The organism is Pseudoalteromonas xiamenensis (genome assembly GCF_030994125.1).
Lineage (GTDB): Bacteria > Pseudomonadota > Gammaproteobacteria > Enterobacterales > Alteromonadaceae > Pseudoalteromonas > Pseudoalteromonas xiamenensis_B.
Map to the genome: position 1 here is coordinate 809,687 of NZ_CP099918.1, position 14,929 is coordinate 824,615.

14 protein-coding genes are annotated in these 14,929 nt (G+C 40.8%); 8 read left to right on the forward strand and 6 right to left on the reverse strand.

All coding sequences use genetic code 11. The annotated features are described in order from the left end of the window. The first annotated feature begins 205 nt into the window (after window positions 1–205). Window positions 206–1,006 (forward strand): acyl-CoA thioesterase, encoded by an 801-nt coding sequence (locus NI389_RS20590; RefSeq protein WP_308363392.1) that lies wholly within the window; start codon window positions 206–208, stop codon window positions 1,004–1,006. A 56-nt stretch (window positions 1,007–1,062) separates the two neighbouring features. Here NI389_RS20590 and NI389_RS20595 read toward each other — a convergent pair whose 3' ends face one another. Further along, entirely contained in the window at window positions 1,063–1,830 is a 768-nt protein-coding gene (locus NI389_RS20595) for a substrate-binding periplasmic protein (protein WP_308363394.1), read from the reverse strand. 98 nt (window positions 1,831–1,928) lie between these two features. On the opposite strand from NI389_RS20595, the gene NI389_RS20600 reads away from it, so the two are divergent. From NI389_RS20600 to NI389_RS20610, 3 genes are read left to right on the forward strand one after another with little or no spacing between them, the layout of a single operon-like run. After that, a complete protein-coding gene (locus tag NI389_RS20600) occupies window positions 1,929–3,152 on the forward strand; it encodes a PqiA/YebS family transporter subunit (protein WP_308363395.1) in 1,224 nt (407 codons plus the stop codon). Beyond that, entirely contained in the window at window positions 3,145–4,800 is a 1,656-nt protein-coding gene (pqiB, locus tag NI389_RS20605; RefSeq protein WP_308363396.1) for an intermembrane transport protein PqiB, read from the forward strand. Before NI389_RS20600 ends, pqiB begins: the two co-directional genes overlap by 8 nt. Further along, window positions 4,801–5,421 carry a PqiC family protein gene (locus tag NI389_RS20610; RefSeq protein ID WP_308363397.1) on the forward strand — a complete coding sequence of 207 codons (621 nt, stop codon included), beginning with the start codon at window positions 4,801–4,803 and terminating at the stop codon, window positions 5,419–5,421. 14 nt (window positions 5,422–5,435) lie between these two features. Here the strand turns inward: NI389_RS20610 and NI389_RS20615 are convergent, their stop codons facing one another. Genes NI389_RS20615 through NI389_RS20625 form a run of 3 tightly spaced genes read right to left on the reverse strand, consistent with a single transcriptional unit; the run spans window position 5,436 to window position 9,316 of the window. Continuing rightward, complete coding sequence (locus tag NI389_RS20615) at window positions 5,436–5,855, reverse strand: VOC family protein (RefSeq protein ID WP_308363399.1); 420 nt, start codon at window positions 5,853–5,855, stop codon at window positions 5,436–5,438. Between the two features lie 58 nt (window positions 5,856–5,913). After that, entirely contained in the window at window positions 5,914–6,423 is a 510-nt protein-coding gene (locus NI389_RS20620) for a GNAT family N-acetyltransferase (protein WP_308363400.1), read from the reverse strand. Between the two features lie 10 nt (window positions 6,424–6,433). After that, complete coding sequence (locus tag NI389_RS20625; protein WP_308363401.1) at window positions 6,434–9,316, reverse strand: insulinase family protein; 2,883 nt, start codon at window positions 9,314–9,316, stop codon at window positions 6,434–6,436. Between the two features lie 154 nt (window positions 9,317–9,470). On the opposite strand from NI389_RS20625, the gene NI389_RS20630 reads away from it, so the two are divergent. The 3 genes from NI389_RS20630 (at window position 9,471) to ushA (ending at window position 11,861) form a co-directional block, all read left to right on the forward strand. After that, entirely contained in the window at window positions 9,471–9,896 is a 426-nt protein-coding gene (locus NI389_RS20630; protein WP_308363402.1) for an MAPEG family protein, read from the forward strand. Window positions 9,897–10,016: 120 nt separating this feature from the next. Then, a complete protein-coding gene (locus tag NI389_RS20635; protein ID WP_308363403.1) occupies window positions 10,017–10,202 on the forward strand; it encodes a hypothetical protein in 186 nt (61 codons plus the stop codon). A 69-nt stretch (window positions 10,203–10,271) separates the two neighbouring features. Next, entirely contained in the window at window positions 10,272–11,861 is a 1,590-nt protein-coding gene (gene ushA, locus NI389_RS20640; RefSeq protein WP_308363404.1) for a bifunctional UDP-sugar hydrolase/5'-nucleotidase UshA, read from the forward strand. A gap of 141 nt (window positions 11,862–12,002) precedes the next feature. On the opposite strand, the gene NI389_RS20645 is transcribed toward ushA, so the two are convergent. Next, window positions 12,003–12,932 carry a hypothetical protein gene (locus NI389_RS20645; protein WP_308363405.1) on the reverse strand — a complete coding sequence of 310 codons (930 nt, stop codon included), beginning with the start codon at window positions 12,930–12,932 and terminating at the stop codon, window positions 12,003–12,005. Beyond that, entirely contained in the window at window positions 12,925–13,806 is an 882-nt protein-coding gene (locus tag NI389_RS20650; protein ID WP_308363406.1) for a PhnD/SsuA/transferrin family substrate-binding protein, read from the reverse strand. Before NI389_RS20650 ends, NI389_RS20645 begins: the two co-directional genes overlap by 8 nt. 237 nt (window positions 13,807–14,043) lie before the next feature. Between NI389_RS20650 and NI389_RS20655 the strand changes: the two genes are divergently transcribed. Beyond that, window positions 14,044–14,898: a S1/P1 nuclease gene (locus tag NI389_RS20655; protein ID WP_208845398.1), complete on the forward strand. Its 855-nt coding sequence runs from the start codon at window positions 14,044–14,046 to the stop codon at window positions 14,896–14,898. Window positions 14,899–14,929: the final 31 nt, after the last annotated feature.

Below are 14,929 nucleotides of genomic sequence, written 5' to 3' on the forward strand. Positions count from 1 at the left end.
TTTAAAAACATACGTTAAAACGTTAGATGACTCATTAATGTGGTCAGTGTTTTCTAATTCAAGCGTTACAAGTAAAAAAATTTAAATTTTTTTTACCGTTTTATGCACTAGTGAGCTTTTCTTAGCCAACTCGCTTGTTTTTCACCCCAATCTGGTATGACCAGATTTAATGTGCTATAGATAACCACTATTTCAAGGAGGCGTTATGACCACATTTGATCAACTTATCCAACAAGTCGCAGTAAACGACTCAAATAAAAACTTTTCTTTCCCAGCCGATTGGTGCCAAGGTCGTACGGCATTCGGCGGAATTTCTGCAGCCATGTTAATTTGTGCGATGAGTAAAAAAATCAAGGACCAACGTAGATTACTTTCGTTAAGTACTAATTTTGTTGGGCCTCTTGAGCCTGGAGTCTCATTTGATATTGATGTTGATGTATTAAGAGAAGGTAAAAACGCAACTCAGTTATTAGCTAAAATTACACAAAACGGGCAAGTTTGCGTTGTAGCGCAAGGTTGCTATGCGATGAAACGAGATTCACGAATTGAAGTTGGCATTACAAAAGAATGTGGATTATCACCAGTTCAGCCTGAACGTGTTTTGCCCTATCAAGAAGGGATCATGCCAGCCTTTTTCCAGCATGTCGCATTGAACCCTCAACAGGGAGCATTACCTTTTAGCAATGCAACGTCCTCACATCTTGGTGGTTGGATGAAGTTCAAAAGCACTCCTGACACGGCAATGAATGAAATGCACGTGGCGGCACTTACCGACGCTTGGCCTCCTACACTTCTTCAAAAATTTTCAAAACCAGCGCCAGCCAGCAGTATGTCTTGGTATATTGAATTTATTGATGAAATAAGTCTCGATGCAAATACTTGGCTAGGATTTGAAGCGATTACTCATCACAGCGCCAATGGTTACGGACTTGAGGATGCAAATATTTGGAGTCAAGACGGGAAGTTATTGGCGATTAGTCGTCAAACCGTTGCGGTTTTTGAGTAGTCCACCGCCAAACACCAAAATAGGATCGCATAACCTATGCGATCCTCACTTGTCCCTCAGCGTTTTGCGTAAATTCGTCCATTCGTTGCCAAGATGGCTTGGTATTCACCCGTAATTTTTATTTCGTTTAAGCCCAAATTAAATACATCACGCATGGATTCACTTAGGAAGTAGATAGGTCTAGGTGCGGGATTAAACAACGGGTGAAAAACGACATCTTTAGTCGGATGTTTTTTTGCGTATTTTGCCAAGTAATATTCGAAGATCCGACGTTCCATCACTATCACATCGGCCCAACCTTTCATAAGTAATTCAACCTGTGCAAATTGGTTGACGATTTCCTCATAGGATCTAAGTTGTTTTGTTGCTAGGCGATATTCATTACCTAAAAATGCACTTGCGTTTTGAAATGCCACGACGCCAAATCCTTTGAGATCCTGTGCTGTTTCAATCCGATAGCCATTTTCTTTAAGACTAATCGCGACATTTTGATAGCTAAGTAAAGTATCACTGGCGAACACTTTACCACCAAAAGTATTCGGTAGGTTTACAGCAACGTCTACCATGCCTGACTTTAAGGCCTGCTCGGCGCGCTTGTTAGACATATAAACAAATTCTATATTTTCTATCCCTTGCGTCCGCAACGAGGCTTTAATTAGCTCCAATTGGTAACCACTATCGCTTTGCTGAATGACATAAGGCGGGACGAATCCACTGGCCGCAATAACTAATTGCGTCGACTTGATACTAACGTCACTGTTATAACCACTCGCGTTTACCTGAAAACCAAGCAACAGAATACATAGCACAAATAGCTGCTTCATTTTCATCCCTTAACCGTTTAGGCAACTGGTGTTATTATAATCCATAATCACAAACTATATTGTCAAACGCAAAACTATTTGCAGCGGATAAGTGATACATGCCAAAACTCATTGTTTGTAGACACTGCGACCATTTTTCGGAACTTCCCCCACTGCGTTGTGGACAGAAGGCGTATTGTGGGTTTTGTAAAGCCCCCATCCAAGCACCCAAGACGTCTTCAACTCAATCTGTCTTTGCCTTCGCGCTCTCTGCGCTTGTGTTATTAATATCAAGTTTAAGCTACGAATTTATTTCATTTTCTATGGGTGGTATTAAACACTCTGTTACGCTTCTTACCGCAATACCTACATTAGGCGAACACGATGCTAAAACGCTCGCCGTATTCCTTTCATTATTTGTTATCGTGTTCCCAAGCATTATTTTAGGCACTGTACTTATGATGTACTCGCCAATCTGGAACAATGTACAACTTTCCTTCGCCCGTAGGCTGACAAAGTTACTGACTTATGCCGAACCTTGGAACATGTCTGAGATATTTCTCATCGCAATTTTAGTAAGCCTTATCAAACTAATGGTGTTAGCTGATATTGAGTTCGGCCCAAGCTTTTGGGCATATGGCGGTTTTGTTGCGTGCTTTATTCAAATGCTGAATTTGATACATTTAGACAATTTGTGGGAAAGAATATCACCTTACACCTCGCCCGATGGCGTAGATAAAACACAAACGGCGTCCTCTCAAGGCATAAAATGCTGTCCTACCTGTAGCCAAATATCTAGAGACGTTTTTTGCCCGAGATGCCATACACTACTTTATTCTCGAAAACCAGAAAGCCTCACAAAAGTCTCCGCTTGGCTGGCAACAAGTATCATTTTGTTTTTCCCAGCGAACTTACTACCTATAATGAATACGCAACAATTGCATGAATCTATCCCTTCGACCATTTTTACCGGTGTGCTGCAACTTTGGGACAGTGGCTCTTACCCTATTGCCATTGTGATTTTCATCGCAAGTATTATGATACCTGTAGTAAAGCTCGTTGCGATTGGCGTGTTGCTTTACCAAGTCAATCAGCTTAGTCACTCGCGTTCCCACCAATATACGCAAATTTACCGTTACATTGAGCTCATTGGAAAGTGGTCAATGATTGATGTTTTTGTGGTTATATTCTTGGTATCGTTAGTACAACTCGGTGTTTTTATGTCAGTTACCGCTGACATTGGTGTAGTATTCTTCGCCTTAATGGTGTTTACACAAATCATGGCTGTTCATTATTTCGATCCTAGACTCATTTGGGACAATCCAAAGGAAATTCATGGCTGATCCGATTATTAAACAAGAAAAGTCCAAACTTTCTTATATCTGGCTGTTACCGTTGGTTGCACTGCTCGTCGCTTTATGGATGTTGTATCAACACCATTTGCGCCAAGGGCAGACCATTTTCATTACCATGAATGATGCTGAGGGTATTGTTGCTGGAAAAACGGAAATAAAGGTCAAAAATGTAAAAATCGGACTCATCGACTCGTTACGCTTAGAAATCGAACGCAACACCGTCGTCGCCCGAGCACGCATAGAAACCGAGTATTCGGACATACTTAAAGAAGACAGCAAGATTTGGGTTGTTAAACCAAGAATAGATGAATCTGGTATTTCTGGGATGAGTACACTTTTGTCAGGAATGTACCTTGAATTTCTTCCCGGAAAATCCGACAACAACGCAAATCTATTCGAGCTCTCAGATGGCCCTGCACTGATTTCCAATGATGTTGATGGTCGACGTTACAAGCTACAAAGCAAAGGTGGCGAGGTACTGGATGTCGCAACAGGTTTGTTTTTCCGAAACTATAAAATTGGCCAAATTGAAACTGCGGAGTTCGATGTTGAAACCCAGTCAATGGAATATGGTCTTTTCATTTATGCGCCTTACGACAGTCTAATCGCCGACAATACCATTTTTTGGTTGAGTTCAGGGCTTAGCGTCGATTTGTCTGTTGATGGCATCAGTGTTAATACAGGCTCTTTGTCTAAACTGCTAAAAGGTGGCGTTTCGCTAGATTACCCTCCAGGTAAATCGAAAGGAAACACCGTTTCGGAAGGAAGCACCTTTCCTTTATTCAGCACCTACAACCAAGCACTAGAACAGCGCTTCAACGATTTTGATTATTACGTAATTGAATTTGAACAGTCCATTCGGGGCTTGAACGTCGGTGCACCAGTCGAATATCGAGGAATGCGCGTAGGAACGGTGTCTCAAGCACCCGCTAACATTTTAGTTAATGGCAAACCTTTGCATTTTAGAACGGATGAGACCTCGATTCCGGTTGTAATCCGCGTTGAATACGGCCGAATATTCGAAAATAGTAAAGAAGCCCGTACTTTTTGGCATACTAACATAGAAAAATGGATTAATTCTGGTTTGCGCGCTTCGTTAAAAAGTGGTAATTTTTTAACAGGTGGTGCATACGTGGACTTAGATATGTATCCTAGTGCACCTCCTGCAAGGATGAGAAAAAATGCGTATTACCCCGTGCTGCCAAGTATTACGAGTGGTTTTACGGCGATAAGTGAACAAGTTAACAGTTTGCTCACAAAATTAAATGCCTTGCCAATTGAAACAACTGTTTCAAGCCTAAATAGCGCAATTGGGGAATATAAGGCCTTAGCTTCAAACCTAAACGCGACTATTGAAGAGTTAAACAACAATGGCGCTGCAACCAAAATGACAACGAATTTAGACAGCTTAAAAGCAACTTTAGATCAACTGACTAGTAGCCTTAAACAATTTGAAGGCACTTTGACGAACTATCAACAAGGTTCAGATATGGTTGATCAATTAACAACAACACTTTCTGAGCTTGAAGAACTCAGTCAGACATTGAAGCCACTTACCAAGGGGTTTAAAGAACAACCGAATATGTTGTTGTTCAATAATCAAATGCAACTAGACCCTGTGCCTGGTGGTAAATAAATGAGAGCCTTCTCGATTATCACTTCAGCGTGTACATTGCTGGTTCTGTCGGCGTGTGCACCTACCCCTGTTAGCGAGACCTACTACTACCAATTTAATGCACCGCTCTTAAATCAGGGCGTTGTGTTTAATTCGACAGACAAACACTCCGTTTTAGTCAAAAATGTCGATATTGTCGGTGTCTCAGATAACCCTTCTTTGGTGCAGATATTAGATTCAGGTGTAACGCACCTCGCAAACTATCACCAATGGGCCTCAAGCCCTAGCAAATTGGTCACTCAATATTTACTTGCGACACTAAATCGCGAAGAATCCCAGTTTATATTCACGCCGAGTGGAAAATCAACAAAATCACTCAATTCAAGTTGGATTGTGGACGTTAGAATAGACCAACTCGCGGGAACAAAATCAAATAAAGCATCGCTTTCAGGCATGTTTTATTTATATCAATTAGAAAACAGCGAAAAGGAACTTAAAGGTCAGTTTTCTTTTGGCTTTGAGCAATCTTTAGCTCAAGAAGGTTTCTCGGAACTGGTCAAATCCCACCAGTTGAATTTGGATAAACTGGTCGCGTTGATTGAAGATAAACTAAATTTAATGCAAAGCGCTGAAAGTCATTAATTAATGAATAGACCTTAAATACGGTCAGATTCAGCATCAAGCTGTAAAAGGTCCCATTTATTACCGTATAAATCTTGAAACACGGCAACGGTACCATAGGGCTCTATCCTTGGGGTTTCATTAAATGTAACCCCTTTATTACGCATTGATTCGTAATCTCGCCAGAAATCATTGGTATGTAAAAATAAGAAAACTCGACCTCCCGTTTGATAACCAATAGTCGCTATTTGCTCTCTTGTTGTTGCTTTTGCAAGCAGGAGATTTGTCCCATTTGAATTCGGGGGTGAGACCAATACCCAACGTTTCCCGCCGCCTAAATCGGTATCTTCAACCAAGGTAAATTGTAGCTTCTGTGTATAGAATTCAATTGCATCGTCGTAGTTTTTCACAACGAGGGCGATACTACCTATGCTTTGCTTAACGGGCTTTGTCATAATCTTCGTTCGATGATAATTGTCAACTGTGGTTGTATTCTTTTACTTAAACATACACTTAAGTCAATAAATCGACGTGCATCAACAACACTTTTTCCAAATTTGGGTTAATAACGATATTACCCAGTTCCTTGAATCCTAATCTATTCAATAAAGACCTCGAGCGATGGTTAGAGGGCATCAAAATACCGGCAACCGTCTTTAGTTTTAACGAGTTAGCTGCAAATGAAAGAATTTCCTGGCATGCTTCAAAAGCGTAACCTTGTCCTTCAATTTCTTTTAAAAATGCAAAACCTAAATCAGGACACTGCATGCTTGGGCGATGGTAAAATCCCGCAATCCCCACTGCTCGACCTTCTATATCCGAAACGATAAAGGGCGAACACAATCCATGCGTCGCGTAAGAGTTAAAAAAGGCGGATTCAATATACTTCTCCGCATCTTCTTTTTGTTTAATACCCCTATCACCAATAAATCGCAAAAAGCCCTCTTCGTTGAGCAATTTAAATATAAAATCAACGTCATCTATCTGCGCTTTTCGAATTTTGGTTCTAGGGGTACTTAACACGGTTTCTATCCTACAATTGGAACTTCACTTGCTCTTTCATCGCATCAACTGATTCAATTTGTTTTTGACCTTCAAGTTGTGCAAAGGGTTCTGAGGCAAACTTTTTACCACGAAGTTGTATGTTTAAGCGAGCGGCTTTGTCATTCATTACGGTCTCTTGGTAGTAACGTTTTACGTCATCAATCGTTATCTGTTCAACTGCAGCAATTAACTTCGCCTTTGAGTCATAGTTGTAATTTTCTTTATACCAGTCACGAATAAATGGAGACACTTCATCACTTAAATTTTTGGCTGGTTCTTTTAATGAAACTAACACTGCATTCTTGAGTTTCGAGAATGTTTCTGAGTCTAACGTCGCCAACTCCTGCGCATACTCGTGTTTGTATTCGTCAAAGCGCTTTTGCATGTCTGCAACATTTTTGACCGGCGTTTGAATGTAAAACGCAAGACCTGAGTATTCATTGATTGCGCGTGCAGAAGCACCAACCGCATAGGCTAGTTGCTCTTCTGTTCTCAGCTTTTCAAACACCGCCGTACCAATATGACCTTGTAATACAGCCGCAGCCGCTTTTGCTTTGTACCCTGGCGTTGGGTTCATGAACATGTCTACAATAGCCACATCAGCAACCGTTAAGTCTTCATTCCAAACGAGTACTTGCTCAGATTCAGGCTTCCAATACTTGGCTTTTTGAAACGCGGTAACGCGCTTCGGCGCAAGCGTTTTGTCTAATAGTTTTGCCATTTGATCGATATCAGCTTGATCGTAATTACCAAAACTGAAAACGCGTGTTTGATGTTGTTCAAATGTTGACTTTTGAAGCTGTTCAAAGTCTTTGAGGGTGACGTGGTTAAGCGCTTCTAACACAGACTTGTCATCAAAGCTTGAGTTCACCACCAGCTCAGAAAGCTTTCCAAACGCCTGATATATCGGAAATTGCTGACCCTGATTAAAAATAGCCTGACGTTGTCTTTCTAGCGCCTGATTAAAACTCTGCTCATCCACTTTTATCTTGAGTGCTTTTAACGCTTCCTCGAGTAGAACCGATTGCTTATCCGTAAAACCTGATATGTTTAAAGATAGACCATTGCTCGCAGACAAGGAGAAAGGGACACCCGCTACCGACGCTTCGGTGATGAGCTTACTTTGTTGTAAGTTGTAAAGATCTGCCCAAACGGCAAACAGAATCGCATTTTTTTCATTTTGTGTCGCAAGCGGCGTATTGATTGAAATATCCAAAGAGCCTTTTGGCTGATGCGCGAAGTTCTGACTACCCAAATGCCAAATTGTTAAACCTGGTTTATCGAACATAATAGCGGGAGTCTGACCGCTATTCGCGAGCGATTCTTTAATATCAAAGCTCTCGGGTAATAATTTGTTTACACTTGGCAATTGCAAAGCAAACTGGCTCTTTTCATGCCAAGATTTCACCTCGTCAGGTGAAATAGGTTCGATTCGATATTCGCCATCGTAAAAATGCAGCTTGCTATCAGTTTCTTCCTGTTTTGACACATACCAGATTCGAACAGACTTATCATTTAAGCTATTTAATACATTGCGAACCGCCTTTGCATCGAATCCCGCATAATGGAAACCAGCGTCGATGACATGTTGCAAAGGATATTTCTGCATGCTGTCAGTGAGGTTACTGACGTAATTAAATTCGTCTCCCTTTTCAAGAAAGCGGAATTGGTTTTGTAACGCTGTTTTAATTTCGTGGAAATATTTACTATCAATGCCTTTGTCTTTAACTAAGTTGATGTAGTTCATCACCGTTGCTACGATTTCCTCGCGGTGTTTCATACCCTCATCAGTTAATTCAATATTTACCGTCAGCGACCCATAGTTACCATAAAGATCTGGTTCTGTACCTGCAGATAACTGACTAACCCACCCTTGTTGCTTGAGGATTTGGGCGGGGCTTCCAGCCATTTCATTGGCAATTAAGTACGTTACGAAATAGTTCGGTTTCGCAGCAAACTGTTCCATATTATTGTCGATGGTGAAATCAAGTTTTATCTGTTTTACATCTTCTTTAGGCTTGTAAAAAATCTTCTTCCCAGCCACTTTAGACAAATCTAGCTTCTGCTCTACTTTAGGTCGGTCAATGTTTTTATTCTTAATGTCCGAGAAATACTGTTCAGCGAGCTTCTCCATTTCAGCAATGGATTTGTTTGAAATCATTGCGACTTTCATGATGTTTGACGAATAATATTTATCGTAAAAGTTAACCATTTCGGTGTGCAGTTTGCTCGTGTCTTTATCACCTAGCGTTTCTAAGTTTCCGATCAAGAATCGATTTGCCGGATGGTCGCCCATCATGTTGCGAGCCAGTTTATACTGCCCAAAAAAGTCCATTTCGCGGCGCATCGACCATTCGGCGTTTACGGCGTGCTTTTCTTTATCAGAATATTCGGGATATAGCTTAGGAGCTTTAAAAAAGTCAGAGAAGCGGTCGAGCGCTTCGCCATACGCGTCGTTATTTACTTTGAACATGTAATTAGTAATGTCCAACCACGTATATGCATTTTGGTCTCCGCCATTTTTAGTCATGAATTCTGAATAGCCTTTGGTATCAGGATATTTCTCAGTCCCCAAAAACAGCATGTGCTCGAGATAATGCGCTAGACCCTGTTGCGACATTGGGTCATGTAAAAGCCCAACCCCAACGCTTAACGCTGCAGCGGATTTTTCCGCACTAGGATCAGATACTAAGATAACGTCGATGCCATTAGTGAGCGTTAATGTTTTGTATTGGCGCGTATCGTTAGGACTGACCACGAGTGGAGCTAATGCCAGCGCAGAATCGGTGCTTGAATAAACTTGAGATGGTGTTGAATTACAGCCTGATAAAATTGCAATACTGAGAAGCGTAAGGGGAAATAGTTTTTTCATATCAATCCATTTTTATAAATTCTTTGCTACAAAGTTTAAGATGCTCTCTTAACTTGTACCTCTTGATTAACACTATCATTATGAAATATGTTGTCATTTGCAACGACTATAGGTCGTGTGTTTGTAACATTAAGTAAATCGTAGGAGCATGCAAATGCTAGAAAAGTTCTTAATTCTGGCGATTTTTGCCCAAGTTATTTTAACTTATGGCATTCTCGTCGTTATGGGTCGTCGACGTTTCTCGGCAGCTAAGCAAAAATTAATACAAAAAGAAGATTTTGCGACAATGCGTTTGGAAACTGCACCAGATCATGTAAGGGTTGCAGATCGAAGCTTCATAAACCAATTTGAGATTCCGGTGCTCTTTTACGTTGCCAGTCTTACTGCACTGTCACTAAACGCCGTTAGTGTTTGGTTTGTTGCCTTCTCTTGTGTATTTGTCATCACTCGTTTTGCGCATGCCATTATTCATCTTGGAAAAAACACGGTTATTGTCCGATACCGCCTTTTTCTTATCAGTTGCTTGATGAACCTCTTACAGTGGCTTTGTTTACTCTTCACCGTTTTTGTAGGCATATAGACAGCCATATATTCCCAAAAACAATAAGAACAACATTTTTACAACATATTAATCTTTAATTTGCTTCTTACTTTGATAGGATGTCGCTCGAAATTAATTTCGAACAGTCGGAAGCAAATTATGGATAGCTCAAAAATCTGTGACTTTGGCCTTTATAAAGGTGAACCCTATACAAGCCTACCTAGTAGCTTTTTAAATTGGATGATAGCGTCCTCTCACCCTTTCGCTGACTATGCTTCGCAAGAACTAAACCGTCGTTTAGAAGCGGTTGAAGCGAGCAACCATACAAATCCACAAATTAGCTAATTTTTTACTTTTCAAGCGAGACATTTACTTTAAACTTGGTGGTTACTTTTACGCAATAGTGGGATCAGTATGCGCCGAATTAGCACACTACTTATTTCTCTTTCGCTGGCATCATGCGCTCAGCTGAACACATCGAGCGAAGCTCAATACCTAACTGTACTTCATACCAATGATAACCATGGTCGCTTTTGGCAAAACGAACACGGCGAATATGGCATGGCTGCAAGAAAAACATTGATAGACAATCTACGAGCAGAAGCAAAAAGCAAAGGCCAAGAAGTCATTCTGCTATCAGGCGGAGACATAAACACCGGGATTCCAGAATCTGATTTACAATTTGCAGAACCGGATTTTAAGGGCATGAAAATGCTTGGTTATGACGCCATGGCCATCGGTAACCACGAATTTGACAACACCCAAGACATTTTAAAACGTCAAATTGAGTGGGCCGAGTTTCCCGTCCTTTCAGCCAATATTATTGATGAAAAAACCGCTAAACCCGCCTATCAGCCCTATACAATCATTAATAAAGGCCATTTAAAGATTGCGGTTATTGGTTTAACGACTGTCGATACAGCGAAAATTGCAAACCCTGACTATATTGCAGGTTTGAGATTTGAAGAGCCTGCGACTATTACCGAAAAACTAGCTTCAAGTATCAAAGCGCAATACCAACCAGATGTCACAATCGCCGTGACACACATGGGTCATTACCATAACGCGAACTTTGGTATTAACGCACCGGGTGATGTTACGCTTGCGCGTACCTTACCAAAAGGTACATTAGACTTAATTGTAGGTGGGCATTCACAGGAACCGGTGTGCGTTGACGAAAAAGGCGATGAAGACACTTCATTTGCGCCAGGAAAAGCATGTAAACCAGATAACCAAAATGGTACGTGGATCATGCAAGCCCATGAATGGGGTAAGTATGTTGGTAAAGCAGAATTTAAAATTCAAGATGGTAAAGTCGAGCTACTAAGCTATGCATTGATCCCAGTGAATTTGAAAGATAAAACAGGTAACTTTGTTAATCCTGAAATCAAACCAGACCCTGAAATGCTGTCCTTTTTAACACCTTATCAAGAAAAAGGGGCAAAACAATTAGAGGGCGCAGTGGGTCATGCCATTGATTTTTTCGATGGCGAACGAAGCACAGTACGTTTTAAACAAAGTCCGCTTGCTGACCTTATAATTGCTGCACAAATGGCCGCAACTCATGCCGACTTCGGTATTATTAGTGGCGGTGGAATCAGAGCAAGCATCGAAGCTGGTGAAGTGAGCTACAAAGACATTTTAAAAGTACACCCTTTCAAAAACCGCATCACATACGTGGAATGGACGGGTAAAGAACTCGCCGATTACTTGAACATTATCGCGCGTTACCCACCAGATTCAGGTGCATATTTGCAGTACCACAACATTACGTTTACGGTAGGCCAAGATACTATTGAAAACATTCAAGTAAATGGTGCGCAAATAAAGCCTGACGGCAAATACCGTATGAGTATCAATTCATACAATGCTTCAGGTGGTGACGGTTACCCTAGCCTCACAAACAATCCTACTTACGTCGATACATCACGTACTGACGCGGAAGTATTGAAAGAATACTTTCAACATCATAGTCCTGTAGCGACCTCTGCTTTTAGATTTTAATCTATCTAGAAAATGAAAAAGCCATTGCCCAATTCAGGCAATGGCTTTTTTCTTTTATCTACATCAGCGCGAGTATCGTTTCTCTCGTCAAACGATGCTTCATATATTCTCTAGAACGGCACTTTTATCATCTATTGCTGACTACTTACCGTGAATTTGAACCGTATCCGCATCAAATGTTTGTAGGTTAAAGCTGTGCAGTTTCGAACGAGAGCCCTCACCGTGCGCTTTTGGCGGATAATATGACGCTTTAAGATCTGGCAATTCCTCAAACACTTCATCCAATGCAGCACGAATTTCACTCAGTGTTTTTTCCAAGCTGTTACCAAAGTTAGGTCTTTTTCTGATAGTGTGACCGAGCGCCACTAAGCGATGAAAATACTTATCTGCCAACTCCTGAAACTCCGGAGGCAAGTCTTTATTCGCGTTTAGTATTTTATCTGGGTTCATCGTACTGTATTCCAGTAGCGCGAGATAAAAACAGAGCGGTTTATTCGCCAGAGCTACTTTTTTACCCGTATCGAATAACTGCATTGTTTTTTGATAAAGGTCGATAATTAACAAAGGCTTTTCTGGCTGCTCTGCTGATTGCAATGCTGTAATTTCGACTCGGTGACGATGTTTTACTTGTTTGCGTTGCCAAATTAAACTTGCACCGAGACCAATAAGCATGGCGATTGGTAGTCCGTGCCAGGGGAAGGTATTTCTATTAGCAAGGTCTATCTGAATTGTACCAAAAGGTTTCTCAAGTACATGTAAGCCACCACTATGTAACGCGGCTTCCTTTGAAATGGCCGTAATTTGCTTTACCAGCACGGGTGACTTTTGTTCTTTCAGTTTTACATTCAATGCTTCAATGTAATTTTTTAACTGCCATTCATTTCCTGCATTTTTAAAAAACGGTTGTTCGACGCCTATTGAATCGAAATCGAGTGCGATTCGCAGCTTGATGTTATCTAGCGCATGCAATTTTGCATCAGAAAGTGCAATGTTGTATGACACTGAAAATACCGTTGCACAGATCAACATCGACAAAACTTGCAGTAACAGTGGCTTAAATCGCTTAATCATGATGCACATCCTCACCTAGAAAATGAAAAGGCGCACTATCACATTGCCAATAGGTACTTGGTGAGCTGAAATACCCTGACTGATTTTCTTGCGCGTCCTTTACAATTTCATTTTGTAAGGCGCATGCCAACGCAGTATTGTTTTCGCTCATCTTAAAATACCATTTTGTACCATCAATATTTTGTGCAAAGGGCGTAATGTACTGTTCAGTAAAATGCGCTTTGTCCTTCTCTTGCCAATAAGACGATATAATGTCGACATTGCCAGCCATGAGCATTTCTCTGAGTTCGCTATGGGTATTCCCGTAAACAATATTCATATTATCAACATCTAACCCAAGTGCTTTGAACTGTTGCATAGGTAGGATATGGCCAGAGCGACTTGTTGGATAGTCAAGTAGCCCAATCCGCTTATCTAAAAGGTAATTTTTAGACAGAATTGGCTTTTCACGTAGAGATATAAGGTATGCACTATACTGTTTGAAACTGACCAAAGGCTTATAGTTATAGGTTTCTTTGACTTTAAAGGCTGATACCACAACGTCTTTAGCCAAGATGACATCTGCAACGCCTTTGGCAATAAATTCAATTTGTTCCGCCATGCTAGAACCAAAATAAACCACAACGCGACCGTACTGCTTTGAAACAACATTATTTTGGCATAACTGGTTAGCAAACCGCTTTGCCATGCCCTTCACTGGGACGTAACCAATCAGTGCTTGATCGTTTTGGGATAAGCCAGTCTTACAATCAATATAGTTTTGTTCAACTACAGGTATCGCAAGTGGTTTGTAACTCACAAAAGCTTGCCCACAAATCCATGCTAATGCAGTACAAACAACAATCAGAGCAAAACCTAACCACGTATTTTTCATTGCATTAATCAAAGCAAGTATCATTGTACGAAAGAACAGAAAGACCATTTGAACAACTTTCTTTACTCATTGCAATAGGTAAGTTTACCTAATACATATATCTTGTTGTTTTAAATACTTTATTAACAGGAAATTATGAATATGAACAAAGCCTGTTTAGCAAAACAAAAAAACAGGACAATTGACCGTACACACACGGGATTATTGCCAATTTTCGACAGTAACTGGAGAGACAATATGCGTCGCATTACGCTTGCTACAACATTGCTACTTGGACTTGTAACGAGTCAGGTTCAAGCATGGGGTCAAAATGGACACCGCATCGTTGGTGAATTAGCAGAGGCTCACTTAACTGAAACAACAAAACAAGCCATTCTTCCTTTATTAGAAGGTGATTCGCTTGCTGAAGTTTCGACTTGGGCTGATGAAATGCGTTCATCTCCAAATGAATTTTGGCAAAAGAAATCGACAAAGTGGCACTATATTAACGTGTCAGATCCAAAGAACATGCAACAACATGTCCACACCGATATTCATAGTAAAGAACAAGTAAAAAACATTCTTGATGGCATTTATTACACAATCAACACGCTAAAGTCTGAAAAGACAAGTATTGATGAAAAGCGTTTTGCAATGCGCTTCCTAGTTCACCTTGTCGGTGATAGCCACCAACCTTTCCATGCGGGACGTGCAGACGATCACGGCGGAAATAAAATTAAAGTTGAATTCTTCGGTAAGAATTCAAACCTACATAGTGTTTGGGATACTGAATTAATCCAGAACGAAAATTTATCTTTCACCGAATTTACTCGCTTTATCCAAACAGAGAATAAAGAACTGATTGCAGAGTATCTTGCAAGCACACCGGCTGACTGGCTGATTGAATCAAGCAACATTGCAGAAAGTATTTACAACGCGGAACAGACGGAAATGAAGTACCGCTACGTTTTTGACCATATGCCCATTGTCAAAACACGTTTAGTTCAAGGCGGTATCCGCCTTGCGGGTCTGCTGAACCTAATTTTTGATGGATCGATGCAAGCTAAAGCTAAGTCGCTTTCTAAGCCTCTTGCTTTGGAATCAGCAAATTAATCGTAAATCATAAAATACATCACACACGGGA

Excerpts from the sequence above, each read along its gene's own strand:
- NI389_RS20590 (WP_308363392.1), top strand. The coding sequence starts at position 206 with ATGACCACATTTGATCAACTTATCCAACAAGTCGCAGTAAACGACTCA.
- NI389_RS20595 (WP_308363394.1), bottom strand. The coding sequence starts at position 1,830 with ATGAAGCAGCTATTTGTGCTATGTATTCTGTTGCTTGGTTTTCAGGTA.
- NI389_RS20600 (WP_308363395.1), top strand. The coding sequence starts at position 1,929 with ATGCCAAAACTCATTGTTTGTAGACACTGCGACCATTTTTCGGAACTT.
- pqiB (WP_308363396.1), top strand. The coding sequence starts at position 3,145 with ATGGCTGATCCGATTATTAAACAAGAAAAGTCCAAACTTTCTTATATC.
- NI389_RS20610 (WP_308363397.1), top strand. The coding sequence starts at position 4,801 with ATGAGAGCCTTCTCGATTATCACTTCAGCGTGTACATTGCTGGTTCTG.
- NI389_RS20615 (WP_308363399.1), bottom strand. The coding sequence starts at position 5,855 with ATGACAAAGCCCGTTAAGCAAAGCATAGGTAGTATCGCCCTCGTTGTG.
- NI389_RS20625 (WP_308363401.1), bottom strand. The coding sequence starts at position 9,316 with ATGAAAAAACTATTTCCCCTTACGCTTCTCAGTATTGCAATTTTATCA.
- NI389_RS20630 (WP_308363402.1), top strand. The coding sequence starts at position 9,471 with ATGCTAGAAAAGTTCTTAATTCTGGCGATTTTTGCCCAAGTTATTTTA.
- NI389_RS20635 (WP_308363403.1), top strand. The coding sequence starts at position 10,017 with ATGGATAGCTCAAAAATCTGTGACTTTGGCCTTTATAAAGGTGAACCC.
- ushA (WP_308363404.1), top strand. The coding sequence starts at position 10,272 with ATGCGCCGAATTAGCACACTACTTATTTCTCTTTCGCTGGCATCATGC.
- NI389_RS20645 (WP_308363405.1), bottom strand. The coding sequence starts at position 12,932 with ATGATTAAGCGATTTAAGCCACTGTTACTGCAAGTTTTGTCGATGTTG.
- NI389_RS20650 (WP_308363406.1), bottom strand. The coding sequence starts at position 13,806 with ATGAAAAATACGTGGTTAGGTTTTGCTCTGATTGTTGTTTGTACTGCA.
- NI389_RS20655 (WP_208845398.1), top strand. The coding sequence starts at position 14,044 with ATGCGTCGCATTACGCTTGCTACAACATTGCTACTTGGACTTGTAACG.